Origin of the sequence: Salmonella sp. SAL03688, assembly GCF_046551895.1 — a bacterium.
GTDB lineage: Bacteria > Pseudomonadota > Gammaproteobacteria > Enterobacterales > Enterobacteriaceae > Salmonella > Salmonella enterica.
The window spans coordinates 57,291-78,061 of sequence record NZ_JBGDVI010000022.1 but is presented as its reverse complement, the minus strand read 5'-3'; the positions used below and the strand labels follow the sequence as shown (position 1 = coordinate 78,061).

The following is a 20,771-nucleotide window of genomic DNA, read 5'->3' as shown; positions in this document are numbered from 1 at the left end:
TCACTCTTGAGACTTGGTATTCATTTTTCGTCTTGCGACGTCAAGAATCCGTATCTTCGAGTGCCCACACAGATTGTCTGATAAATTGTTAAAGAGCAGGTGCGACGCGGCTTGCAGCTCACCGTCGCGAGGTGGCGTATATTACGCTCTCCTCTTTTTGAGTCAAGCCTTTATTTTCGCTTTCCTCACAGACTTCTTAACGAAGCCTTTCTGACCCGGCGGCCTGTATGCCGTTGTTCCGTGTCAGTGGTGGCGCATTATAGGGAGTTATTAGAGCCTGACAAGACCTAAATGCAAAAAAAAGCTCAACCGTTCACTTTTCAAACAACATTTGAACCAAAAGCCTATTTTCGCCTGGTTTTTAAACAAAAACGAGCCCGTCAGGGCCCGTTTTATTCAAATTTGTGACTTACTGCACTGCCACAATACGATCATCATTGGCTTCAAGGCGAATCACTTTGCCAGGAACCAGTTCACCAGACAGGATTTGCTGCGCCAGTGGGTTTTCGATCTGCTGTTGAATAGCACGTTTTAACGGACGCGCCCCGTAGACCGGATCGTAACCGTTGGCGCTCAACAGTTTCAGCGCCTCGTCGGAGATATGGATTTCATAACCACGTTCTTCCAGACGTTTGTACAGACGCTGCAGCTGGATCTGAGCAATAGAAGCGATGTGTTGCTCACCTAACGGATGGAATACCACAACTTCATCAATACGGTTGATAAATTCCGGACGGAAGTTTTGGCTAACCACACCCAGCACCATCTCTTTCATTCGACCGTAATCCAGTTCGCCAAAGCGCTCCTGAATGAGATCGGAACCGAGGTTAGAAGTCATAATAACCACCGTATTACGGAAGTCGACCGTTCTCCCCTGCCCGTCAGTCAGCCGACCGTCGTCCAGCACCTGCAACAGAATGTTGAATACATCCGGATGCGCTTTTTCCACTTCATCCAACAAGATGACGGAATAAGGACGACGGCGCACCGCTTCCGTCAAATAACCGCCTTCTTCATAGCCGACATATCCCGGAGGCGCCCCGACCAAACGAGACACGGAGTGTTTCTCCATAAACTCAGACATGTCGATACGCACCATCGCGTCGTCGCTGTCGAACATAAAGTTAGCCAGCGCTTTACACAGTTCGGTTTTACCGACCCCCGTCGGCCCAAGGAACAGGAAGGAACCAATCGGACGGTTCGGATCGGACAGCCCTGCACGGCTACGACGTATGGCGTTCGATACTGCTTCAACGGCTTCATTCTGCCCGATCACACGGCTGTGTAACTCTTGTTCCATACGCAACAGTTTTTCACGTTCGCCTTCCAGCATTCTGGCAACCGGAATACCGGTCCAGCGCGCCAGCACTTCGGCAATTTCCGCATCCGTTACTTTGTTACGTAACAGACGCATGGTTTTACCTTCCGACTGGGTCGCGGCTTCCAACTGTTTTTCCAGCTCCGGAATTTTGCCGTACTGCAATTCAGACATTCGCGCCAGGTCGCCAACGCGACGCGCCTGCTCGATGGCGATCTTCGCCTGCTCCAGCTCCGCTTTAATAGTTTGCGTACCAGAGAGCGACGCTTTTTCCGCTTTCCACTCTTCTTCCAGCTCAGAGTACTGACGCTCTTTATCGTCCAGTTCTTCATTCAGCATATCGAGACGTTTTTTACTCGCCTCGTCAGACTCTTTCATCAACGCCTGCTGTTCCAGTTTGAGCTGAATAATGCGGCGGTCGAGTCTGTCCAGCTCCTCCGGCTTAGAGTCAATCTGCATACGAATGCTGGATGCCGCTTCATCGATGAGGTCGATAGCTTTATCCGGCAACTGACGGTCGGCGATATAGCGGTGAGATAATGTTGCCGCCGCCACAATCGCCGGGTCAGTGATCTGCACATGGTGGTGCAGCTCGTAACGTTCTTTCAGGCCACGCAGAATAGCAATGGTGTCTTCCACTGAAGGTTCTGCGACAAACACTTTTTGAAAACGACGTTCCAGCGCCGCGTCTTTTTCAATGTACTGACGGTATTCATCCAGCGTGGTGGCGCCCACACAGTGCAGTTCACCACGCGCCAGCGCCGGTTTCAGCATATTCCCGGCGTCCATTGCGCCATCGGCCTTACCTGCGCCAACCATGGTGTGCAGCTCGTCAATAAACAGGATGACGTTGCCTTCCTGTTTCGCCAGATCGTTCAGCACGCCTTTCAGACGCTCTTCAAATTCGCCGCGATATTTCGCCCCGGCCACCAGCGCGCCCATATCCAGCGCCAGTACGCGACGACCTTTTAAGCCTTCAGGGACTTCACCGTTAATAATGCGCTGCGCCAGCCCTTCAACAATTGCCGTTTTACCGACCCCTGGCTCACCGATTAACACCGGGTTGTTTTTAGTACGACGTTGCAGTACCTGAATGGTACGGCGAATTTCTTCATCACGACCAATTACCGGGTCAAGCTTACCTTGTTCAGCCCGCTCGGTCAGATCGACGGTATATTTTTTCAAGGCCTGACGTTGGTCTTCAGCCCCTTGATCGTTCACGCTTTCACCTCCGCGCATCTGTTCAATTGCCTGAGTGATATTGGCCGTGGTCGCACCGGCTGATTTCAGCAGATCGGTTAACGTGCCGCGAGACTCAAGCGCCGCCAGAACAAACAGCTCTGACGAAATAAAATTGTCCCCCCGTTTTTGCGCCAGCTTGTCGCAAAGGTTCAGTACGCGTACCAGTTCCGAAGAAGGCTGTACGTCGCCGCCGGTGCCTTCCACCTGCGGTAAACGGCTCAGCGCCTGATCGATAGCGGTGCGCAACTGGCCAGCATTAATGCCGGCGGAGGTTAATAAAGGACGTATCGATCCCCCTTCCTGGTTCAGCAAGGCGCTCATTAAATGAAGAGGTTCGATGAATTGGTTGTCGTGCCCCAGCGCGAGCGACTGGGCATCGGCAAGAGCAAGCTGGAATTTGTTAGTAAGACGATCCAGACGCATAACTCCTCCCATAACAGGTCAAAATTGCTACTGGAGATTAAATGAGGTCATCCCTCAATTATTCAAGGTGAATGACCTGAATTATGTGAAAAGAAAGTTACCCGTACCGGATCGTCTTGATTCTTTAGGTTATATCAGCCAAATAAAACTTGCCATACGACCTGTCGTCTTGTCGCGACGATAAGAGAAGAAAGTCTCACTTTCGCTAAAGGTGCAGCGATCCCCGCCATAGACATGTTCAACGCCGGTATTCGCCAGACGTTGGCGTGCAAGCTGATAAATATCCGCCAGAAATTTTTCCCCGTGCGGCAAAAATGCGCTATCGGCTTGCGCATCTTTTGCTAAAAATGCGTCACGCACTTCCGGCCCCACTTCAAACGCGGTCGGGCCGATCGCCGGACCTAACCAGGCGATGATATTTTCTGGTTTGTCAGCAAAGCAGGTGACAGTTTCCTCCAGTACGCCTTCACATAATCCGCGCCAGCCCGCATGAGCCGCCGCCACTTCTGTTCCCTCACGGTTACAGAATAGCACAGGCAGGCAGTCTGCCGTCATTACCGCGCAGACGGTTCCTGGCGTATTGCTGTAAGATGCATCCGCACGTTTGGAGGCATAAGGTTCTCCGGTAAGCCTCAACACATTTTTACCGTGAACCTGTTCAAGCCAGACAGGTTTCGAAGGCAGATTGCCCGCCGCAAACAGACGCTTGCGGTTCTCTTCAACATGCTCCGGGTTATCGCCGCAATGCGCGCCCAGATTCAGCGAATCGTAAGGCGATAAACTCACCCCGCCAATACGGGTAGAACTACAGGCTGCGACGCCTTTCGGCAGCGGCCACTGCGGGACAATCAGTGCATTCATAACCAGTCCACATCATCTTTATGGTCTTCGAAATCGGCGCGCATCGCATCGATAAGGTCCACCATATCCTGTGGAATCGGCGCGTGCCACTCCATTTCGATACCCGATACAGGATGGTAGAGACGCAGCATCGTTGCATGAAGCGCCTGGCGGTCAAACTTACGCAACGTGGAAATAAACTCTTCCGATGCGCCTTTCGGTGGACGTGGACGACCACCGTAGACCTGATCGCCCACTAACGGGTGCGTAATATGCGCCATATGCACGCGGATCTGGTGCGTACGCCCGGTCTCCAGACGCAACCTAAGACGCGTGTGCACACGGAAATGTTCCATAATGCGGTAGTGGGTCACCGCCGGTTTGCCCATGGGATGCACCGACATATGGGTACGTTTGGTCGGGTGACGACTGATGGGTTCATTCACCGTTCCTCCCGCCGTCATATGTCCGATCGCGACCGCTTCATATTCGCGGGTGATCTCGCGCAGCTGCAAAGACTCCACCAGGCGCGTTTGCGCCGGAACGGTTTTGGCCACCACCATCAGCCCCGTCGTGTCCTTATCCAGACGATGCACAATGCCCGCGCGCGGAACATCCGCAATCGGCGGATAATAATGTAGCAACGCGTTCAGTACCGTACCGTCCGGGTTACCCGCGCCAGGATGTACCACCAGATCGCGTGGTTTGTTGATAACCAGAATATCGTCATCTTCATAAACAATATCTAACGGGATATCCTGCGCTTCAAAACGAATCTCTTCGTCGATCTCCGCATCAATAGCCACCCGCTCGCCGCCTAACACTTTTTCTTTTGGCTTATCGCAAAGTTGACCATTGACCAACACGCGCTGATTCAAAATCCATTCTTTTATACGCGAACGTGAATAATCCGGGAACATTTCGGCCAAAGCCTGATCTAAGCGTTGACCGAGTTGGTTTTCGGAGACCGTTGCGGTGAGTTGTACTCGTTGTGCCATATACAGCTTCTTCGTTTAACGTTGGGTTTTACGGCTTTGCCGTTTAATATAGTGTGCTATTGTAGCTGGTCTTAACCGGGAGCAGGAACAGAGAATCTCCCGTAAAACATTTTGAGGAAAGTCAAAACGTCATGACGCGCATGAAATATCTGGTGGCAGCAGCCACGTTGAGCCTGTTTCTGGCGGGTTGCTCGGGTTCAAAGGAAGAGGTGCCCGATAATCCGCCGAATGAAATCTACGCGACTGCTCAGCAAAAGCTGCAGGACGGTAACTGGAAACAGGCAATAACGCAATTGGAAGCGTTAGATAATCGTTATCCATTCGGACCGTATTCTCAGCAGGTGCAGTTGGATCTTATCTACGCCTATTACAAAAACGCCGATTTGCCGCTAGCGCAGGCCGCCATCGATCGTTTTATGCGTCTTAATCCAACGCACCCTAATATTGACTATGTCATGTACATGCGCGGCCTGACGAACATGGCGCTGGATGATAGCGCGCTGCAGGGTTTCTTTGGCGTCGATCGCAGCGATCGCGATCCGCAACATGCGCGGGCGGCGTTCAATGACTTTTCGAAACTGGTACGCAGCTATCCTAATAGCCAGTACACCACCGACGCCACTAAGCGTCTGGTATTCCTGAAAGACCGTCTGGCGAAATATGAATATTCCGTCGCAGAGTACTATACCGCGCGCGGCGCATGGGTTGCGGTCGTAAACCGGGTAGAAGGTATGCTACGCAATTATCCTGATACGCAGGCCACGCGCGATGCGTTGCCGCTGATGGAAAACGCCTATCGTCAGATGCAGCTGAATGCGCAGGCTGACAAAGTCGCGAAAATTATTGCCGCTAACAGCAAAAACACCTGAAGCAATACCAACAAGCAAAACGGCAGCCTTCCGGCTGCCGTTTTTTTATTCGATATCTGATGCAACAGAAATGATTTCACTGCAACGCATCCAGTCAAATATGGCCTGCTTTCAGCCATTCCTCAAGTAAAAGATCGCTTCTTCCTGCGATGCCTCACAAAAAGTTCGCCTTGACAAAAAGTGACAAAATAATGTGATTTACATCACACATTTTGACATTAAGAACGGTATGCTGGAATCACCAAGACGGGAAAGACAAGAGGTAAAATTTATGACAATGAACATTACCAGTAAACAAATGGAAATTACTCCGGCAATCCGCCAACATGTCGCAGACCGTCTCGCCAAACTGGAAAAATGGCAAACTCACCTGATTAATCCTCATATCATTCTGTCTAAAGAGCCACAGGGCTTTATTGCTGACGCCACCATTAATACACCGAACGGACATCTGGTCGCCAGCGCAAAACACGAAGATATGTACACCGCTATTAATGAATTGATCAACAAGCTGGAACGGCAGCTCAATAAAGTGCAGCACAAAGGCGAAGCCCGTCGTGCCACCGCATCGGTGAAAGATGCCAGCTTCGTCGAAGCAGAAGAAGAGTAGTCCCTTACATTGAGTGTATCGCCAACGCGCCTTCGGGCGCGTTTTTTGTTGACAGGATTAAAACAGTACGGGTACTGTACTTACGTACACAAAGGAAACAGTTATGAAGCTCACCCGGTTTTTCTTCGCATTCTTTTTTATCTTCCCCTGACCGGGAGGCGTTTCGTCATGTGATAAAGAATGCGAAGACGAACAAGAAGGCCTCCCCCACCGGGAGGCCTTTTTTATTGATAACAAAAAAGGCAACACTATGACATCGGAAAACCCATTACTGGCGCTGCGAGATAAAATCAGCGCTTTAGACGAAGAGTTACTGGCCTTACTGGCAAAACGACGCGCGCTGGCGATTGAAGTGGGACAAGCAAAACTACTGTCGCATCGTCCGGTTCGGGATATCGATCGTGAACGCGCGCTGCTGGACAGGCTCATCCATCTCGGTAAAGCCCACCATCTCGACGCACACTACATTACCCGTCTGTTCCAGCTTATCATTGAAGACTCCGTGCTTACTCAGCAGGCGCTGCTGCAACAACATCTGAATAATACTCACCCTCATTCGGCACGTATTGCGTTTCTTGGGCCGAAAGGCTCCTATTCTCATCTCGCGGCGCGCCAGTATGCCGCACGTCATTTTGAGCAATTTATTGAGAGCGGCTGCGCAAAATTCGCCGATATTTTTCATCAGGTCGAAACCGGCCAGGCCGATTACGCCGTGGTTCCGATAGAGAACACCAGCTCCGGCGCTATCAACGATGTGTACGACTTATTGCAACACACCAGTCTGTCGATTGTCGGTGAGATGACCGTCACTATCGATCACTGCGTACTGGTTTCCGGCACTACGGATCTGAATACCATCGAAACGGTGTACAGCCATCCGCAGCCGTTCCAGCAGTGCAGTAAGTTTTTGAGCCGCTATCCGCACTGGAAAATCAACTATACCGAGAGTACGTCGGCAGCGATGGAAAAAGTCGCGCAGGCGAACTCTCCGCGCGTCGCGGCGCTCGGCAGCGAGGCAGGCGGCATGTTGCACGGATTACAGGTGCTGGAACGCATCGCCGCAAACCAGACGCAGAATATCACCCGCTTTCTGGTACTGGCGCGCAAAGCCATCAACGTTTCCGATCAGGTTCCGGCAAAAACCACTCTGTTAATCGCCACCGGGCAGCAAGCTGGCGCGCTGGTCGAAGCGCTGCTGGTGCTGCGTAACCACAATCTCATCATGACGAAACTGGAGTCGCGCCCCATTCACGGCAATCCGTGGGAAGAGATGTTTTATCTCGATATTCAGGCGAACCTGGAGTCGCAGGTAATGCAAAGCGCGCTAAAAGAGCTGGGCGAGATCACGCGCTCAATGAAAGTGCTTGGCTGCTATCCCAGCGAAAACGTCGTGCCGGTAGAACCTGCCTGACGTTCAATAAAACGGCTTTTCTTCATCCCTGCGACGGCTACCTGCAGGGTGAAGATGGCGCCGGAGAGCGGATAATCCGCCACTTCCTGAGCAGACATATTTTCTCTGGTAGTTGTAATAAACAGCGTTTTCATATCTGCGCCGCCAAAGCAAACCATCGTCGGACAACGTACCGGCAACCGGTACTCTTCCAGCTGCTCTCCTTGCGGTGAGAAACGCGCCACGCGCCAGCCGTCAAACATCGCGCTCCAGTAGCACCCTTCACTATCCATCGCCGCGCCGTCGGGAAGTCCTTCTCCTTCGCCAAAATGGCGAAAAAGTTCACGCTTGCCCGGTTCGCCATGCTTATCAAGTAACGTGCGGTATATCACGCCATTCGGCGTATCGGAGGTATACATCCACTGGTTATTCGGGCTGAACGCCAGGCCGTTGTGTCCCTGGATATCGCACTGGATCACTTTTGCCGTCAGGTCATGATCGATCCGCATCAGCAACGCGCCATTATAGTCACCTGGCGCCCAGAACGTTCCGGCATAAAAACGTCCATCGCCATCAGTGCCGCCATCGTTGAAACGCGCCAGTTTCGTATTAGAGGGATTGTCGCAAACCTTACGCTGCAATAATCCATTTTTATCGGCCAGCCAGATAGCATGACGCATGGCCACAATAAATCCGCCCTGCTCACGCAAGGCAAAACAGCCTACCTCTTCCGGAAACGCCAGCACGCTATGCGTCCCGCTCGCCGGATGGTAACGATGGATCTCCTGTTCCAGGATATCGGTCCAATACAGCGCGCTTTCATCCTCGCTCCATGTGGGGCATTCTGGTAAATGTCCGACATAATCAAATAAAACGTGCGGCGTAGTCATAACGGTTCCTTAAACGAAAAAAGCCAGCAAAGCTGGCTTTTAGTATAGATGTCATCATTATGGTCGGCTGTCATTCGCCTGACGCAATAACACACGGCTTTCATTCTGGAAGCGTCTGGCATAATCGCCAAACCAGTGTTCAACTTTGCGAAAACTGTCGATAAAAGCCTGCTTATCACCCTGTTCCAGTAACCCGATCGCATCGCCAAAACGTTTATAGTAACGCTTAATAAGCGCCAGATTGCGCTCCGACGACATAATAATGTCCGCATACAGCTGCGGGTCCTGGGCGAACAGACGCCCGACCATCGCCAGCTCCAGTCGATAAATCGGCGATGATAACGCCAGAAGCTGCTCAAGCTGGACGTTCTCTTCCGCCAGATGCAGCCCATAAGCGAAGGTAGCAAAGTGGCGCAGCGCCTGGATAAAAGCCATGTTCTGATCGTGCTCGACAGCGCTAATTCGGTGCAACCGCGCGCCCCACACCTGGATTTGCTCAAGGAACCACTGATACGCTTCCGGTTGACGCCCATCACACCAGACCACCACCTGCTTCGCCAGGCTCCCGCTGTCCGGACCAAACATCGGATGCAAGCCCAACACGGGGCCATCATGGGCCGCCAACATTGCCTGCAACGGACCGCTTTTCACCGATGCCAGATCGACCAGAATACAGTCGGACGGCAGGGGCGGCAGTTGCGCTATGACCTGTTCAGTAACATGAATCGGCACGCTGACGATCACCATTCCGGCATCGGCGACAATGTCCCTGGCGCGCGGCCAGTCCTGTTGTTCCAGAATACGGACCTGATAGCCCGACAGCGTGAGCATTTTTTCAAACAGACGCCCCATCTGTCCGCCGCCGCCCACAATGACGACCGGACGCAGAGAAGGACAAAGCGTTTTGAACCCCTTATCATTTTCGCTGGAGTAAGATTCACGCATTACCCGGCGCAGGACATCTTCAATGAGATCGGGTGGGACACCGATCGCTTCTGCTTCCGCCCGTCGTGAAGCCAGCATAGAGGCCTCACGCTCCGGCACGTAAATAGGCAGGCCAAAACGGCTTTTCACCTCGCCGACTTTGGCAACCAGTTCCAGGCGCTTAGCCAGTAAATTCAACAACGCTTTATCGACATCATCTATTTGATCGCGTAATGCGGTCAATTCAGCAACCATAACAACCTCTTATGCGACGCGCACCGCCAGCTGGCCGCTCAAATCTTTATGAATTTCACGTAACAGGGCATCGGTCATCTCCCAGCTAATACAAGCATCGGTGACGGAAACGCCATACTTCATTTCGCTGCGCGGCTGCTCGGAAGACTGATTACCCTCATGAATATTACTTTCAATCATTAAGCCAATGATTGAACGATTGCCATCTTTAATCTGCGCAACCACAGATTCGGCAACGGCTGGCTGGCGGCGATAATCTTTATTGGAGTTACCATGACTGCAATCTACCATCAGCGAAGGACGTAGTCCCGCCTGTTCCATCTCTTTTTCACACTGAGCGACATCTGCCGGGCTATAGTTTGGCGCTTTGCCGCCACGCAGAATCACATGACCATGCGGATTTCCCTGGGTTTGCAATAACGCAACCTGACCGGCCTGGTTAATGCCAACAAAACGATGAGGTTGCGCAGCGGCGCGCATGGCGTTAATCGCTGTCGCCAGGCTGCCATCCGTGCCGTTTTTAAAGCCGACCGGCATAGAAAGACCAGACGCCATTTCGCGGTGGGTTTGCGATTCGGTTGTGCGCGCGCCTATCGCCGACCAGCTAAACAGATCGCCCAGGTATTGCGGGCTGTTCGGATCCAACGCTTCGGTCGCCAATGGCAACCCCATATTCACCAGTTCCACCAGTAGCTGACGCGCTATTTTCAACCCGGCTTCCACATCAAATGAGCCATCCATGTGAGGATCGTTAATCAGCCCTTTCCAGCCGACGGTAGTCCGCGGCTTTTCAAAATAGACGCGCATTACCAGATAGAGGCTATCGCTGACCTCTGCGGCAAGGGCTTTAAATCGACGGGCATATTCCAGAGCGGTTTCAGGATCGTGAATAGAACAAGGACCGCATACTACCAACAGACGCGGATCGCGCCCGGCAATAATGTCAGAAATGATTCCCCGGGACTGCGCTATCTGCGCTTCCTGCGCCAGACTCAACGGAAAGGCCGCTTTAAGCTGCTCCGGCGTCATTAATACCTGTTCATCGGTGATACGTACGTTATTCAGCGCGTCTTTTTGCATGATGGCGATCCTGTCTTTTCTTGTTTGCGATAGTTGATCCTCCACGAGGATGTTTAAACCATACCACAAAAAGTAAAGATTTCAATCCATATTACGTAAAATAAACTTTACACCATGCGAAATAGTCGATTAAACCCCTTCATTTTGTATCAAAAACTTTACACAACAAGTGAATTATTTTATTCCCAGCCTCAGAAAAGCGGTAAAATGAGCGATGCTCGCTATTTTTTGATTATTTTTTCTCCGCACACATATTTTTACTTTCTGATATAGGGTGATTAATACCATTATCACAAGAATTTAATATCAGGGACGCTACTTAAATTATTCATATTATCAATAAGACATAATGACGATATGGCAAAATAATGTTATTTTGCTACAAACAATCACGGATGTATTTTAATGCTTTACGACTGAAGATGGTGGGGACTTGTTAATGCGTTTTTCTCACCGATTTATCCTTCTGTTATCGCTATTATTAGCAAGCTTGCCTCTGTATGCTCAACGCGTCACGGAAGAAGAGAAATCCGTACGCGCCATCGTCTCCGGTATCGTCAGTTATACACACTGGCCGGCGTTATCCGGGCCGCCAAGGCTATGCATATTTTCATCTGCGCGTTTTGTCAGGGTACTTAGCGAAGAGGCTGACTGGGCTTTCCCTTATCAACCGCTTGTCATCCGTACCACACAGGAAGCCCTGAGCGCCCGCTGTGATGGTTTTTACTTTGGCAATGAATCGCCAGCTTATCAGGTGGAGTTAACGCGTCATTATCCAGTTAATGCTTTGTTATTAATTGCCGAGCAAAATACTGAATGTATTATTGGCAGCGCATTTTGTCTGATCATTAACAATGATGAAGTCAAATTTTCCGTCAACCTGGACTCCCTCTCGCATAGCGGCGTGAGAGTGAATCCAGAAGTATTAATGCTTGCACGGAATCAAAAGCATGAATAAGGAATTTTCTCTGTCCAGACCAACATTTAAACGCACACTACGGCGGATTAGTATAATCAGCGTGCTGCTTACAATGACATTGATCTGGCTATTAATTTGCGTTGCGTCTGTCCTTACGCTCAAACAGTATGCGCAAAAGAATCTCGATTTGACCGCCGCCACAATGGCCCATAGCCTTGAAGCGGCACTGGTATTTTCCGATAACGCGGCCGCAGCGGAAACGCTCGCCACACTGGGACGCCAGGGACAATTTTCAGCGGCGGAGGTCCGCGATAAAAATGGCCGTACTATCGCCTCATGGCGCTATGATGCGCGAGCCGCAGACGATAAGCTCATCGGCTTAATTAGCCACTGGCTTTTTCCATTGCCGGTATCACAACCCGTCTGGCACAACGGCAGGGCTATCGGCGAAGTACGGCTTGTCGCCCGCGACAGCCTTATTGGTCATTTTATCTGGCTATCGCTGGCAGTGCTGACAGGGTGTATTCTGCTGGCATCCGGCATTGCCCTGCTGCTCACGCGTTATTTACACAATGGCGTTGTGGATGCGCTGCAAAATATTACTGAAGTTGTACACGACGTTCGCACTAACCGAAATTTTTCACGCCGGGTACCTGATGAGCGTATTGCGGAATTTCACCTGTTTGCGCAGGATTTCAATAGCCTTCTGGATGAGATGGAAGAATGGCAGCTACGGCTTCAGGCTAAAAATGCCCAGTTACTACGTACCGCGCTGCACGATCCGCTGACGGGGCTTGCCAATCGCGCGGCATTTCGCAGCTGTATTAACGCGCTGATGAAGGACAATTCCGCTCGTAGCAGTTCGGCATTGTTATTTCTGGATGGCGATAACTTTAAATATATTAATGATACCTGGGGACATGCGGCAGGCGACCGCGTACTTATAGAGGTTGCCAAAAGATTAGCGGAATTCGGTGGTAGCCGTTATCAGACTTACCGACTCGGCGGCGATGAATTTGCGATGGTGCTTTACGATGTACATTCGGAATATGAAGTACAACGTATTTGCGCAGCGCTATCCCAGGCGTTTAATCGACCTTTTGAACTGCATAACGGCCAGCGGATAACGATGACCCTGAGTATTGGCTTTGCGCTGACATGGGAACATGCCACTGCCGAAAAACTACAAGAACTGGCCGATCGAAATATGTATCAGGCTAAACACCGGCGTGCGGAGCGCTCGCTAAACTAAGGAACGGGCCTGGCCGTTTCTGACTCAGCGTTGAGACCACAGACCCAACCTAATCATGCAACCGTCTATGGCGTGGAGCAAACCCATAAAAAAGGGGCCAGCGTAATGCCAGCCCCTTCTTTTCTACAAGCTTTCGGATGTTGCGAAAGCGCGTTCTTAGTTAAGACGCTCCTATTAACACCCCGTAGCAAACAAGTACTTACCATATAAAACAACTAGTTAAAGTAATTCTTAATGCAATGAATTGCAGTGTTATGCAACCTCTGCCGCCACATTGTCGCCAACATACAGCGATAACGGATTGAGGGTGACAGCTTGTTCAAGGTGGTCAGGAGCAAAGTGTGCATACTTCATTGTTTCTCGAATATTGGCATGCCCGAGAATTTTCTGCAGCACCAGTATATTCCCGCCGTTCATCATAAAATGCGCACCAAAAGTATGACGCAAAACGTGCGTCTTCTGCCCTTCCGTCAATTCAATATTCGTTAGTTTGAGCATCTTTTTAAACTCCTGATAGCAGGGTTTAAACATTCTGCCTTGACGTTCGGACAACTCGTCGTACAGCCATTTAGGGATAGGGACTGTGCGATTCTTCTTACCTTTGGTTTTGGTGAACGTCAGTTTATATGGAGAAAGTTGCGGGCGGGTCAATCTCTCCGCTTCCCCCCATCGAGCGCCGGTTGCAAGGCACACCTTAACAATCATGGTGAGGTCTTCTTTGCCGTATTGCTCGCAGGCTCGAAACAGCTCAGGGAGTTGAGACAAAGTCAGCCATGACATCTCCTTCTCAGCTTCTTTAAAGACACGAATGCCATCAAGCGGATTAGGTAGACTCCATTCCCCTAACCGCTTTAGCTCATTGAAAACAGCTTCTAAATACTGCTGCTCACGGTTAACGGTTATCGGTTTGGCGATCCATTTTGCAGGGTCTTTGTGATATCCATTATCTATTTCGCCACGAAGCCGTTTATCACGATAGTGAGCCCAATCTTTAGCAGTAAGGCGGGATGCAATAGGGTCACCAAGACCATTACATACAATCTGCAATTTAGCCAATCGTGACTTACTTGCAACTAAAGCCTGTCCATGCAGATTATGCCAAAGCTGGATTATCTCACTTAAGCGCCGCCGGTCTTCTTTCTTGCCAAGCCACGGCTTATCCTCACTCTCACTTTTCGTAAATGCTTCGAATGCCTCGGCCTCACCTTTGGTATTGAATTGCCGACGTATACGCCGCCCTTCCCTACCATTTGGATAAAGCTCGCATAACCATTTACCATTTTTTTGCTTACTTACTGTCATAGCTACACCGAGGCCAAATATTTTTATTCACATAGTGCTATGGCTTCACTGAAAACCGGACCAATATCAACGCGTTCTAATGGATCTCTAGGGTCTTTTTTTAGCACTTCTTTTAAATCTCGCCCTTCCATTTTTCCAGACTTGACGGCGTTCTTAGCCATGCCGCTTAGGGGATAGCGTTCATCCGTATCAGTGTCATAAACAAAAACGTAGTGACTATTTACACATGATACTTTTGCATGCTCAAAGGTCAGCGGCCATTTATCACCAAAAGATTTACTATCAATCTCTTTAAACTTCTCAGCGGCTAAGGCTGAGGAAGAAAGTCCGATACAGACCATCAAAAATAAAAACTTTTTCATTACTGCTCCTTAAACATGCTTTTCCAAAGTAAAAATAACCGCACCTGATGGTGTGATATCTGAGAGATTACATTCAAACTCAGCAGACTTATTGGATAACCTGACCTTTCCACCTGGCAACCTGATTACGTCAAAAACATCGAGTGCGCCATCAATACCAATAAGCCAGCGACCATTTCCTATCTTCGAGTTAGAACTATCAACAAGCCAAGATGTGCTCACACCATCGATAAACACTAAATCATCAGTATTTGACGGAGCCATAGATATATCAGGAGTCCAGCGTCCGATATCTTTGAGTTCGCCCGCCTCGAGCCGGCACTTTCTAATCGTTAAAGCATTTGCCGGTTCACCATCATTACTATTACGCATTTGGCCTTTTCCGGTAGATAACCATTCTAACGATACGCCAGTATCAAGGGCGCAAGTGACAACCACGTCACCGGGGAAAAAATCGCGTCTAACCCAAGTGCTTATAGTGCCCGAAGATATACCTAATAAATCGCCAAGCTCTTTTTGCAGAGTAAAACCATACGCATCGAGAATCCGACGCAGAACCGCCCTCCCTCCATTTGCCATGATTTCATCATAGAGTTGCTTTCCTTTGAGTTTAGCTTTCACCACCTCAAATCTTGCATTTGCAAGCTCACCATTAATTAGCCATCGCAGGTCAGCCCCCGTATCAAGAGCACACTCAACGAAAACGTTGCTTGGGATTACGTTTCTTGCAAGCCAACTACTCACGTTGTTTGCATGTATACCAAGCCTTTCGGCTAGTTCCTTTTGCTGCTTAAAGCCGTATGCAGAAAGGACTCGTTCCAATGCGGCAGGCGCATTAACATCATTTTTAGACATATCACACCAACAAGAATTTTGTTTACAACCAAAATTTAGCGATCTATATTGGTGCTCATCGACCAAGATGCACACCACTGCACTACATTTCAAACAACAGGAGATAATGCGATATGTCAGATGCAAAATCAATCCCGCTGCATGACGCACAAAACTTACAAAATCAAACTGTATTGCTAGACGCTGGTCAGTTCAACGCGCTTGTAACCATGATGCAGCTATCCATGCAAAACATGATTCGTACAGCGATGTTAGACACCATGTCAGTAAAAGACTTCGCCGCCGCCCGTGGCGTTAGCGAGCGTCTGGTTTGGCAATGGATTGATGAGGGCGTCCTTATCAAAGCTCCCACCAAAGATGTTACCAGCAAAGAAAAAGCCGCTAAGCGTAGCCGCACCCTTATCAACGTCAAAGCATGGCGTGACAAACTGACCCAGCAAGCTATCGATTGCCGTTATATCAACTAACAGTCATCGCTTAACTGAACTTGATTTTGCAAGTTAAAGGGAGTTACAGCATGTTAGATTTTCGTGTTTCGTCACATGCGCACTTTGACGAGGCCTGCAGAAAATTCGCAGCTACTCATAACGTGAAAGAACTAGCGAATAAAGCCGGAATCAAGCCGCATACGCTTTACAACAAACTCAACCCAGAACAGCCGCACCAGTTAACGCCGCGTGAAGTCTGGACACTGACAGATCTGACCGAAGACTCGACCCTCGTCGATGGTTTTCTGGCGCAGATCCATTGTCTGCCATGCGTACCGGTCAACGAGCTGGCAAAAGAGAAACTGCAATCCTACGTTATGCACGCAATGAGTGAACTTGGCGAACTGGCAAGCGGTGCAGTTTCCGGCGACCGCCTCACGCCAGCCAAAAAACAAAACATGATTGCTAGCGTAAATGCGGGGATTCGCATGTTGTCATTATCGGCAATGGCGCTGCATGCGCGTCTGCAGACTAATCCTGCCATGTCGAGCGTAGTCGATACCATGAGCGGTATTGGCGCATCCTTCGGGCTGATTTGAGGTGCGTATGCTGAAAAGTGAACCGTCATTCGCGTCTCTGCTCGTTAAACAAAGCCCAGGCATGCATTACGGCCACGGCTGGATTGCAGGTAAGGACGGCAAGCGCTGGCACCCTAGCCGCTCACAGGCTGATTTACTGGCTGGCCTCTCTACTCAAAAGCAGGGGGAATCATGGCTATCGAAGCTGTTTCCGCGACTGTTCCGCTAAAAGCGGGTGAACGTCTGGCCGGTCTTAATCATGTGGCTGAATTGCGCGCGAGATATTGGGGCGATAGCTGGAAAGAGGTTGAGCGTTTTGTCGATGATATGCGCGATAAACGTGACCCACAATTTGAAGAAAATAATCGGGCGCTGGCCGCTATTTTCTTTCTGGCAAAAATACCGGCGGCTCGTCATGAGCTCGAATTAAGTGAGCTGACTACTGACGAGAAAAAAGCGCTTATTACAGCGATGAATCATTTTCGTGCTGTAGTGAGCTTATTTCCAAAACGGCTAACCATGCCGAATTAGCCAACGGCAGAAATTAATGGCGTAAACCCGCCGGGTATTCTTTTGCCTAAATTCAGGAGGATTTATGAGTCGAGTTGTTTATTTTTCAACGCCGAGAAATGCAGGAAAAAACACGCTGGATGAATTGTTTAAAGAAGCCAAAAAAGAAGAGCGTAAAGACCGCGCGCTCGCTGTTTCCATCCGCCTTGAGGCGCTGGCTATCCATATCACCAAAGAGGGTATGAGCGGCACCGAAGCTGCCGAACTGCTGCGTCGTGAAGCAACCCGCTTTGAGAATGAATCACAGGAGCTGCACTAATGGCCGACTCAATGGATTTAGCACAACAGCGCGAGCAGGAAGACCGCGAGCGCCACATCAGCAACGCGCGCAGCCGTATCGCTGCGCCTTCCCGTTTTCTTTGCGAAGAATGTGACGCACCAATCCCGGAAGCTCGCCGCGCTGCGATTCCGGGCGTGGCTTTTTGCGTGACCTGCCAACAAATCGCCGAACTTAAATTAAAACACTATCGGGGTGCGATATGACTACCAGACCACTAAGCCAACTCAAGAAAGCGGCGCGTATTTGGGATAAAGCCCATCGAGGCATCGCGGCGTTTTGGCTGCGTCAGCATGCCACATCCAAACAGGGTGAATATCACCCGAAAGAATCGAAGCTACAAATTTTGAAAAAACTTCGGGAACAGCAAAAAGCTCAGTCGACATCGGTAAATGCTGGGGATTTCCAGAGCGATAAAACTCAACAGTCCGCCGAGTACAGCGAGCCGACACATGAATATCTGTCGATAGTTCTTCCCAGGTCTGCCAGTCATCCAGTTGAGATACTGGGGTATCCAAATAACGTCGATTTAAAATTTGTAAGGCGTGCCGAACATGTGTTGACCATTCTTCGCGTGGTTTCCAGCTATGTGGACAATTCCACTCAATTTTCCGACCTAGCTCATGCCGACCAGCTATTGAAAGAGGTAGCCGGTCTGCTATGTGGCATTGAGTCTCAGAAAGAAAAGCATCGCAAATGCCCAGCATGTCGGATGCGGAAATGATCTTCATTGGTTCTTTCGTAGCTTCGAAAGCTGTCACCTCTGTAATCAAATCAACATAGCGGCGTTGGGTGGGATCTTCTTCAGTGAATAAAGTCATAGACACTCCTGTCTCAGCAAAGGCTACGGGTGAGATTGATTATGCCTTTATATGGAATTTTCCAAAACAGGCAATAGCCAGCCCATATCTTACCTATGACCAACAACATCGCCGCGACCGTATGCTCGCGGCTTTGCTGCATGCGAGAAAGGTGCTTTCTCTCCAGCCTGAATGCGTGCGTTTTGATGTTTATCGCACCGCTGCTGTGCTGGAGAAAAATCAGGGCAGTCAACGAGCCAATGCCTTTTTAATAAGTTTCTGCAAAAGGGCATTGCCACGTCTTGAACTGGTCGCAAAAAAATACGAGTGCGCGGGTATCAACAGCAATGTATCAGCCGCTGTTTTTGGCAGTCATTTTGATACTGAACTTATGCAATATCTGGCGTCACGCATGGTCAATATGGTTGCCAGATATAACCGACTCCCGGACATGTCACGCGCCGATATCGACCTTTTGGCCGCTGATATCGCGAATTTCATTCGCGCTGAACTGGCTGACATTGATGACACCGGATTTAGCGAGCTTAAAACGCTGTACACCTGGTACATGCGCGCCGGTTTTATTTCTCTGCAATTCAATGTTACCCCTCCGCATTGGGAGCGAGTGACAAAGAAATATGTCGGAGAAGATGAAATCGCCCCGGCCATCGCTCGCATGTTTAACGATGTGTGGTGGCGTGGTCGTCTGCGTCGCATTGCGGCTGCATGGCGCGAACATCTGCAAATTACTGTCGGTAACGTCAGTAAGAAAAAGCATGCTTATGCGAGTAAAAACTGCGTGACTGACTGGCGTGAACAAAAGCGCCGCACTCGTGAATTTCTCAAAGGTCTGGATCTCGAAGACGAAGACGGCAACCGTATCAGCCTGATTGAAAAATTTGACGGCTCGGTCGCTAACCCTGCGATACGCCGCTGCGAGCTGATGACCCGCATCCGTGGGTTTGAAAATATCTGCAATGAACTCGGATACGTCGGGGAGTTTTACACCCTGACCGCACCGTCTAAATATCATGCCACGACTAAAGCGGGATACCGTAACAGCAAATGGAACGGCGCCAGCCCGTCGGACACGCAGAACTACCTAACCGGCCTTTGGGCGCGCATTCGTGCCAAGCTACATCGGGAAGAAATTCGCATTTTCGGCATACGTGTTGCCGAGCCTCATCACGACGGAACGCCGCATTGGCACATGCTTATGTTCATGTTGCCAGAAGACGTCGAGCGCGTGCGCCTCATCATCCGCGATTATGCATGGGAGGAAGACCGCCACGAACTTAAAAGTGATAAGGCTAAAAAAGCCCGCTTTCATGCTGAGGCTATCGACCCGGAGAAAGGCAGTGCTACCGGCTATGTCGCGAAATACATTTCTAAAAACATCGACGGTTATGCTCTCGATGGTGAAACCGATGACGAAAGCGGTGAGCTGCTGAAAGAGACAGCCCCCGCTGTATCAGCATGGGCGGCGCGCTGGCACATCCGTCAGTTTCAGTTTATCGGCGGTGCGCCGGTGACGGTCTACCGTGAATTGCGTCGTCTCGCTGATACCGAGGCCGCGCACGGTCTGAGCGTTGAGTTTGCCGCCGTCCATGATGCCGCTGACGCCGGTGACTGGGCTGGTTACGTTAATGCGCAGGGTGGGCCGTTTGTCCGTCGCGATGATTTGCAGGTGCGCACACTGTATGAACCGCGCACCGAGTTTAATCAGTATGGTGAGGAAACCGTCTGCATTCGTGGCGTATACGATTCCGCTATTGGTGCTGGCACTCCGATTTTAACCCGGCTAACGCAGTGGAAAATTGTGCCGAAGCGTGCCGTTGATTTGGCCGTTGACGTTAAGGGCGCTCCTGCGCCCTCTCGGAGTTCTGTCAATAACTGTACGGGAAGCGAAAGCGAGCCACCGGAACTCGATTTATCTAAACCCCTAAGTCGACGTGAAAAACGAGAGCTGACAAACCGACTCAGGAAGCAAAAGCCAGCAATACGGCGAAAATTTATCCACGGAACGGATGAGCAAAACGCAGCTATAGCGAAAACTATCGACGAGATACATCTGACTACCGGCATCACAATCAGCCGGGGCGAAGCCCTGCACCTGATGGTCGGTGGTAAAAGTTGTTTTGATGGCAAATGGCTACGCGGAACGGCCAAAGGGGAGATATTTTCCGCTGTACCATCACATCATGCGAAAACACAGAAAATCCTCAAGCGTGTAGCAATGCTGGCAGAAGCATCAAAATTAACCACTAAGTAATTCATATCCATATCATGTACATACGCCAACTGCGAGGCTAATTTTTCCTTCCCATTTTTTACCAATACGTGATACTGTATAAATATACAGTATCACGTATTGGGAGGGTTTTCATGGTTGGGGAACATTTCAGACGAACGCAGCAAAAGTGGGCTTGCGTGCAATTTATTGCCGAGGTATCTCTGATTGCAAACTGCAAACCAGCAGACTTAAAGCTCGCACTCACTCTCATTGCTGACCTGGCAAACAGCGAAAATGCTAGTAATAAAGACGAGGATTTATTTTATCGTGTAGAATAATTAACTGAACTGAAAGCC

General features: G+C 50.1%; 24 protein-coding genes and 1 other annotated feature. Of the genes, 14 read left to right on the top strand and 10 right to left on the bottom strand.

Annotation, left to right across the window (positions count from 1 at the left end):
- Nucleotides 1-409 precede the first annotated feature (409 nt).
- The 3 genes from clpB to rluD form a co-directional block, all read right to left on the bottom strand.
- On the bottom strand, nucleotides 410-2,983 hold the full coding sequence (gene clpB, locus ACLJR2_RS19375; RefSeq protein ID WP_001235092.1) for an ATP-dependent chaperone ClpB: 2,574 nt from the start codon (nucleotides 2,981-2,983) through the stop codon (nucleotides 410-412).
- Between the two features lie 129 nt (nucleotides 2,984-3,112).
- Complete coding sequence (gene yfiH / locus ACLJR2_RS19370) at nucleotides 3,113-3,844, bottom strand: purine nucleoside phosphorylase YfiH (RefSeq protein WP_000992643.1); 732 nt, start codon at nucleotides 3,842-3,844, stop codon at nucleotides 3,113-3,115.
- The gene (rluD, locus tag ACLJR2_RS19365) at nucleotides 3,841-4,821 is read right to left on the bottom strand and encodes a 23S rRNA pseudouridine(1911/1915/1917) synthase RluD (RefSeq protein WP_000079130.1); all 981 of its coding nucleotides are present in this window, start codon (nucleotides 4,819-4,821) and stop codon (nucleotides 3,841-3,843) included. Before rluD ends, yfiH begins: the two co-directional genes overlap by 4 nt.
- Before the next feature lie 131 nt (nucleotides 4,822-4,952).
- On the opposite strand from rluD, the gene bamD reads away from it, so the two are divergent.
- From bamD to pheA, 4 genes are all read left to right on the top strand, one after another.
- Nucleotides 4,953-5,690 (top strand): outer membrane protein assembly factor BamD, encoded by a 738-nt coding sequence (bamD, locus tag ACLJR2_RS19360; RefSeq protein ID WP_000197660.1) that lies wholly within the window; start codon nucleotides 4,953-4,955, stop codon nucleotides 5,688-5,690.
- A 271-nt stretch (nucleotides 5,691-5,961) separates the two neighbouring features.
- Entirely contained in the window at nucleotides 5,962-6,300 is a 339-nt protein-coding gene (raiA, locus tag ACLJR2_RS19355; protein ID WP_000178449.1) for a ribosome-associated translation inhibitor RaiA, read from the top strand.
- A 102-nt stretch (nucleotides 6,301-6,402) separates the two neighbouring features.
- Nucleotides 6,403-6,528 (top strand) — a sequence feature (Phe leader region).
- Nucleotides 6,404-6,451, top strand: a complete 48-nt coding sequence (gene pheL, locus ACLJR2_RS19350) for a pheA operon leader peptide PheL (RefSeq protein WP_010989056.1) — start codon at nucleotides 6,404-6,406, stop codon at nucleotides 6,449-6,451. It overlaps the preceding feature by 48 nt.
- Nucleotides 6,529-6,550: 22 nt before the next feature.
- Nucleotides 6,551-7,711: a bifunctional chorismate mutase/prephenate dehydratase gene (pheA, locus tag ACLJR2_RS19345; protein WP_000200078.1), complete on the top strand. Its 1,161-nt coding sequence runs from the start codon at nucleotides 6,551-6,553 to the stop codon at nucleotides 7,709-7,711.
- On the opposite strand, the gene ACLJR2_RS19340 is transcribed toward pheA, so the two are convergent.
- Genes ACLJR2_RS19340 through aroF form a run of 3 tightly spaced genes read right to left on the bottom strand, consistent with a single transcriptional unit; the run spans nucleotide 7,672 to nucleotide 10,839 of the window.
- Nucleotides 7,672-8,580, bottom strand: a complete 909-nt coding sequence (locus ACLJR2_RS19340; RefSeq protein ID WP_000210993.1) for an SMP-30/gluconolactonase/LRE family protein — start codon at nucleotides 8,578-8,580, stop codon at nucleotides 7,672-7,674. The genes pheA and ACLJR2_RS19340 overlap by 40 nt on opposite strands.
- 57 nt (nucleotides 8,581-8,637) lie before the next feature.
- Nucleotides 8,638-9,759, bottom strand: coding sequence for a bifunctional chorismate mutase/prephenate dehydrogenase (gene tyrA, locus ACLJR2_RS19335; RefSeq protein ID WP_000225191.1), 1,122 nt, complete (start codon nucleotides 9,757-9,759; stop codon nucleotides 8,638-8,640).
- A 9-nt stretch (nucleotides 9,760-9,768) separates the two neighbouring features.
- Nucleotides 9,769-10,839 carry a 3-deoxy-7-phosphoheptulonate synthase AroF gene (gene aroF, locus ACLJR2_RS19330; RefSeq protein ID WP_001168062.1) on the bottom strand — a complete coding sequence of 357 codons (1,071 nt, stop codon included), beginning with the start codon at nucleotides 10,837-10,839 and terminating at the stop codon, nucleotides 9,769-9,771.
- Nucleotides 10,840-11,278: 439 nt separating this feature from the next.
- On the opposite strand from aroF, the gene ACLJR2_RS19325 reads away from it, so the two are divergent.
- Entirely contained in the window at nucleotides 11,279-11,797 is a 519-nt protein-coding gene (locus ACLJR2_RS19325; protein WP_001212379.1) for a YfiR family protein, read from the top strand.
- Complete coding sequence (gene dgcN, locus ACLJR2_RS19320) at nucleotides 11,790-13,010, top strand: diguanylate cyclase DgcN (protein ID WP_001030985.1); 1,221 nt, start codon at nucleotides 11,790-11,792, stop codon at nucleotides 13,008-13,010. Before ACLJR2_RS19325 ends, dgcN begins: the two co-directional genes overlap by 8 nt.
- A 252-nt stretch (nucleotides 13,011-13,262) precedes the next feature.
- On the opposite strand, the gene ACLJR2_RS19315 is transcribed toward dgcN, so the two are convergent.
- The 3 genes from ACLJR2_RS19315 to ACLJR2_RS19305 are packed head-to-tail and all read right to left on the bottom strand — an operon-like array spanning nucleotide 13,263 to nucleotide 15,529.
- Nucleotides 13,263-14,312: a site-specific integrase gene (locus tag ACLJR2_RS19315; protein WP_000218688.1), complete on the bottom strand. Its 1,050-nt coding sequence runs from the start codon at nucleotides 14,310-14,312 to the stop codon at nucleotides 13,263-13,265.
- Nucleotides 14,313-14,335: 23 nt separating this feature from the next.
- Nucleotides 14,336-14,674 (bottom strand): DUF2511 domain-containing protein, encoded by a 339-nt coding sequence (locus ACLJR2_RS19310; RefSeq protein ID WP_001534865.1) that lies wholly within the window; start codon nucleotides 14,672-14,674, stop codon nucleotides 14,336-14,338.
- A 9-nt stretch (nucleotides 14,675-14,683) separates the two neighbouring features.
- Nucleotides 14,684-15,529: a phage repressor protein CI gene (locus ACLJR2_RS19305; protein ID WP_043991250.1), complete on the bottom strand. Its 846-nt coding sequence runs from the start codon at nucleotides 15,527-15,529 to the stop codon at nucleotides 14,684-14,686.
- Nucleotides 15,530-15,642: 113 nt separating this feature from the next.
- On the opposite strand from ACLJR2_RS19305, the gene ACLJR2_RS19300 reads away from it, so the two are divergent.
- The 6 genes from ACLJR2_RS19300 (at nucleotide 15,643) to ACLJR2_RS19275 (ending at nucleotide 17,588) form a co-directional block, all read left to right on the top strand.
- The gene (locus tag ACLJR2_RS19300) at nucleotides 15,643-15,996 is read left to right on the top strand and encodes a hypothetical protein (RefSeq protein WP_001534859.1); all 354 of its coding nucleotides are present in this window, start codon (nucleotides 15,643-15,645) and stop codon (nucleotides 15,994-15,996) included.
- Nucleotides 15,997-16,046: 50 nt separating this feature from the next.
- Nucleotides 16,047-16,556: a phage regulatory CII family protein gene (locus ACLJR2_RS19295; protein ID WP_001534856.1), complete on the top strand. Its 510-nt coding sequence runs from the start codon at nucleotides 16,047-16,049 to the stop codon at nucleotides 16,554-16,556.
- Between the two features lie 7 nt (nucleotides 16,557-16,563).
- Entirely contained in the window at nucleotides 16,564-16,764 is a 201-nt protein-coding gene (locus tag ACLJR2_RS19290; RefSeq protein WP_000920169.1) for a phage filamentation protein Fil family protein, read from the top strand.
- Nucleotides 16,728-17,066, top strand: coding sequence for a DUF5347 domain-containing protein (locus ACLJR2_RS19285; protein ID WP_000963463.1), 339 nt, complete (start codon nucleotides 16,728-16,730; stop codon nucleotides 17,064-17,066). The genes ACLJR2_RS19290 and ACLJR2_RS19285 overlap by 37 nt, the downstream gene beginning before the upstream one ends.
- A 64-nt stretch (nucleotides 17,067-17,130) precedes the next feature.
- A complete protein-coding gene (locus ACLJR2_RS19280; RefSeq protein ID WP_001534891.1) occupies nucleotides 17,131-17,364 on the top strand; it encodes a DUF2732 family protein in 234 nt (77 codons plus the stop codon).
- A complete protein-coding gene (locus tag ACLJR2_RS19275) occupies nucleotides 17,364-17,588 on the top strand; it encodes a TraR/DksA family transcriptional regulator (RefSeq protein ID WP_001534858.1) in 225 nt (74 codons plus the stop codon). Before ACLJR2_RS19280 ends, ACLJR2_RS19275 begins: the two co-directional genes overlap by 1 nt.
- Before the next feature lie 21 nt (nucleotides 17,589-17,609).
- Here ACLJR2_RS19275 and ACLJR2_RS19270 read toward each other — a convergent pair whose 3' ends face one another.
- The gene (locus ACLJR2_RS19270) at nucleotides 17,610-18,203 is read right to left on the bottom strand and encodes a hypothetical protein (protein ID WP_153259982.1); all 594 of its coding nucleotides are present in this window, start codon (nucleotides 18,201-18,203) and stop codon (nucleotides 17,610-17,612) included.
- Nucleotides 18,204-18,324: 121 nt separating this feature from the next.
- On the opposite strand from ACLJR2_RS19270, the gene ACLJR2_RS19265 reads away from it, so the two are divergent.
- Both ACLJR2_RS19265 and ACLJR2_RS19260 read left to right on the top strand, forming a co-directional pair.
- The gene (locus ACLJR2_RS19265) at nucleotides 18,325-20,454 is read left to right on the top strand and encodes a replication endonuclease (RefSeq protein WP_043991249.1); all 2,130 of its coding nucleotides are present in this window, start codon (nucleotides 18,325-18,327) and stop codon (nucleotides 20,452-20,454) included.
- Between the two features lie 113 nt (nucleotides 20,455-20,567).
- A complete protein-coding gene (locus ACLJR2_RS19260; RefSeq protein ID WP_025711965.1) occupies nucleotides 20,568-20,753 on the top strand; it encodes a hypothetical protein in 186 nt (61 codons plus the stop codon).
- Nucleotides 20,754-20,771: the final 18 nt, after the last annotated feature.

What these genes read in the sequence shown, in the direction of transcription:
- clpB (WP_001235092.1), bottom strand. Translation starts at nt 2,983, where the DNA reads ATGCGTCTGGATCGTCTTACTAACAAATTCCAGCTTGCTCTTGCCGAT.
- yfiH (WP_000992643.1), bottom strand. Translation starts at nt 3,844, where the DNA reads ATGAATGCACTGATTGTCCCGCAGTGGCCGCTGCCGAAAGGCGTCGCA.
- rluD (WP_000079130.1), bottom strand. Translation starts at nt 4,821, where the DNA reads ATGGCACAACGAGTACAACTCACCGCAACGGTCTCCGAAAACCAACTC.
- bamD (WP_000197660.1), top strand. Translation starts at nt 4,953, where the DNA reads ATGACGCGCATGAAATATCTGGTGGCAGCAGCCACGTTGAGCCTGTTT.
- raiA (WP_000178449.1), top strand. Translation starts at nt 5,962, where the DNA reads ATGACAATGAACATTACCAGTAAACAAATGGAAATTACTCCGGCAATC.
- pheA (WP_000200078.1), top strand. Translation starts at nt 6,551, where the DNA reads ATGACATCGGAAAACCCATTACTGGCGCTGCGAGATAAAATCAGCGCT.
- ACLJR2_RS19340 (WP_000210993.1), bottom strand. Translation starts at nt 8,580, where the DNA reads ATGACTACGCCGCACGTTTTATTTGATTATGTCGGACATTTACCAGAA.
- tyrA (WP_000225191.1), bottom strand. Translation starts at nt 9,759, where the DNA reads ATGGTTGCTGAATTGACCGCATTACGCGATCAAATAGATGATGTCGAT.
- aroF (WP_001168062.1), bottom strand. Translation starts at nt 10,839, where the DNA reads ATGCAAAAAGACGCGCTGAATAACGTACGTATCACCGATGAACAGGTA.
- ACLJR2_RS19325 (WP_001212379.1), top strand. Translation starts at nt 11,279, where the DNA reads ATGCGTTTTTCTCACCGATTTATCCTTCTGTTATCGCTATTATTAGCA.
- dgcN (WP_001030985.1), top strand. Translation starts at nt 11,790, where the DNA reads ATGAATAAGGAATTTTCTCTGTCCAGACCAACATTTAAACGCACACTA.
- ACLJR2_RS19315 (WP_000218688.1), bottom strand. Translation starts at nt 14,312, where the DNA reads ATGACAGTAAGTAAGCAAAAAAATGGTAAATGGTTATGCGAGCTTTAT.
- ACLJR2_RS19310 (WP_001534865.1), bottom strand. Translation starts at nt 14,674, where the DNA reads ATGAAAAAGTTTTTATTTTTGATGGTCTGTATCGGACTTTCTTCCTCA.
- ACLJR2_RS19305 (WP_043991250.1), bottom strand. Translation starts at nt 15,529, where the DNA reads ATGTCTAAAAATGATGTTAATGCGCCTGCCGCATTGGAACGAGTCCTT.
- ACLJR2_RS19300 (WP_001534859.1), top strand. Translation starts at nt 15,643, where the DNA reads ATGTCAGATGCAAAATCAATCCCGCTGCATGACGCACAAAACTTACAA.
- ACLJR2_RS19295 (WP_001534856.1), top strand. Translation starts at nt 16,047, where the DNA reads ATGTTAGATTTTCGTGTTTCGTCACATGCGCACTTTGACGAGGCCTGC.
- ACLJR2_RS19290 (WP_000920169.1), top strand. Translation starts at nt 16,564, where the DNA reads ATGCTGAAAAGTGAACCGTCATTCGCGTCTCTGCTCGTTAAACAAAGC.
- ACLJR2_RS19285 (WP_000963463.1), top strand. Translation starts at nt 16,728, where the DNA reads ATGGCTATCGAAGCTGTTTCCGCGACTGTTCCGCTAAAAGCGGGTGAA.
- ACLJR2_RS19280 (WP_001534891.1), top strand. Translation starts at nt 17,131, where the DNA reads ATGAGTCGAGTTGTTTATTTTTCAACGCCGAGAAATGCAGGAAAAAAC.
- ACLJR2_RS19275 (WP_001534858.1), top strand. Translation starts at nt 17,364, where the DNA reads ATGGCCGACTCAATGGATTTAGCACAACAGCGCGAGCAGGAAGACCGC.
- ACLJR2_RS19270 (WP_153259982.1), bottom strand. Translation starts at nt 18,203, where the DNA reads ATGACTTTATTCACTGAAGAAGATCCCACCCAACGCCGCTATGTTGAT.
- ACLJR2_RS19265 (WP_043991249.1), top strand. Translation starts at nt 18,325, where the DNA reads ATGCTCGCGGCTTTGCTGCATGCGAGAAAGGTGCTTTCTCTCCAGCCT.
- ACLJR2_RS19260 (WP_025711965.1), top strand. Translation starts at nt 20,568, where the DNA reads ATGGTTGGGGAACATTTCAGACGAACGCAGCAAAAGTGGGCTTGCGTG.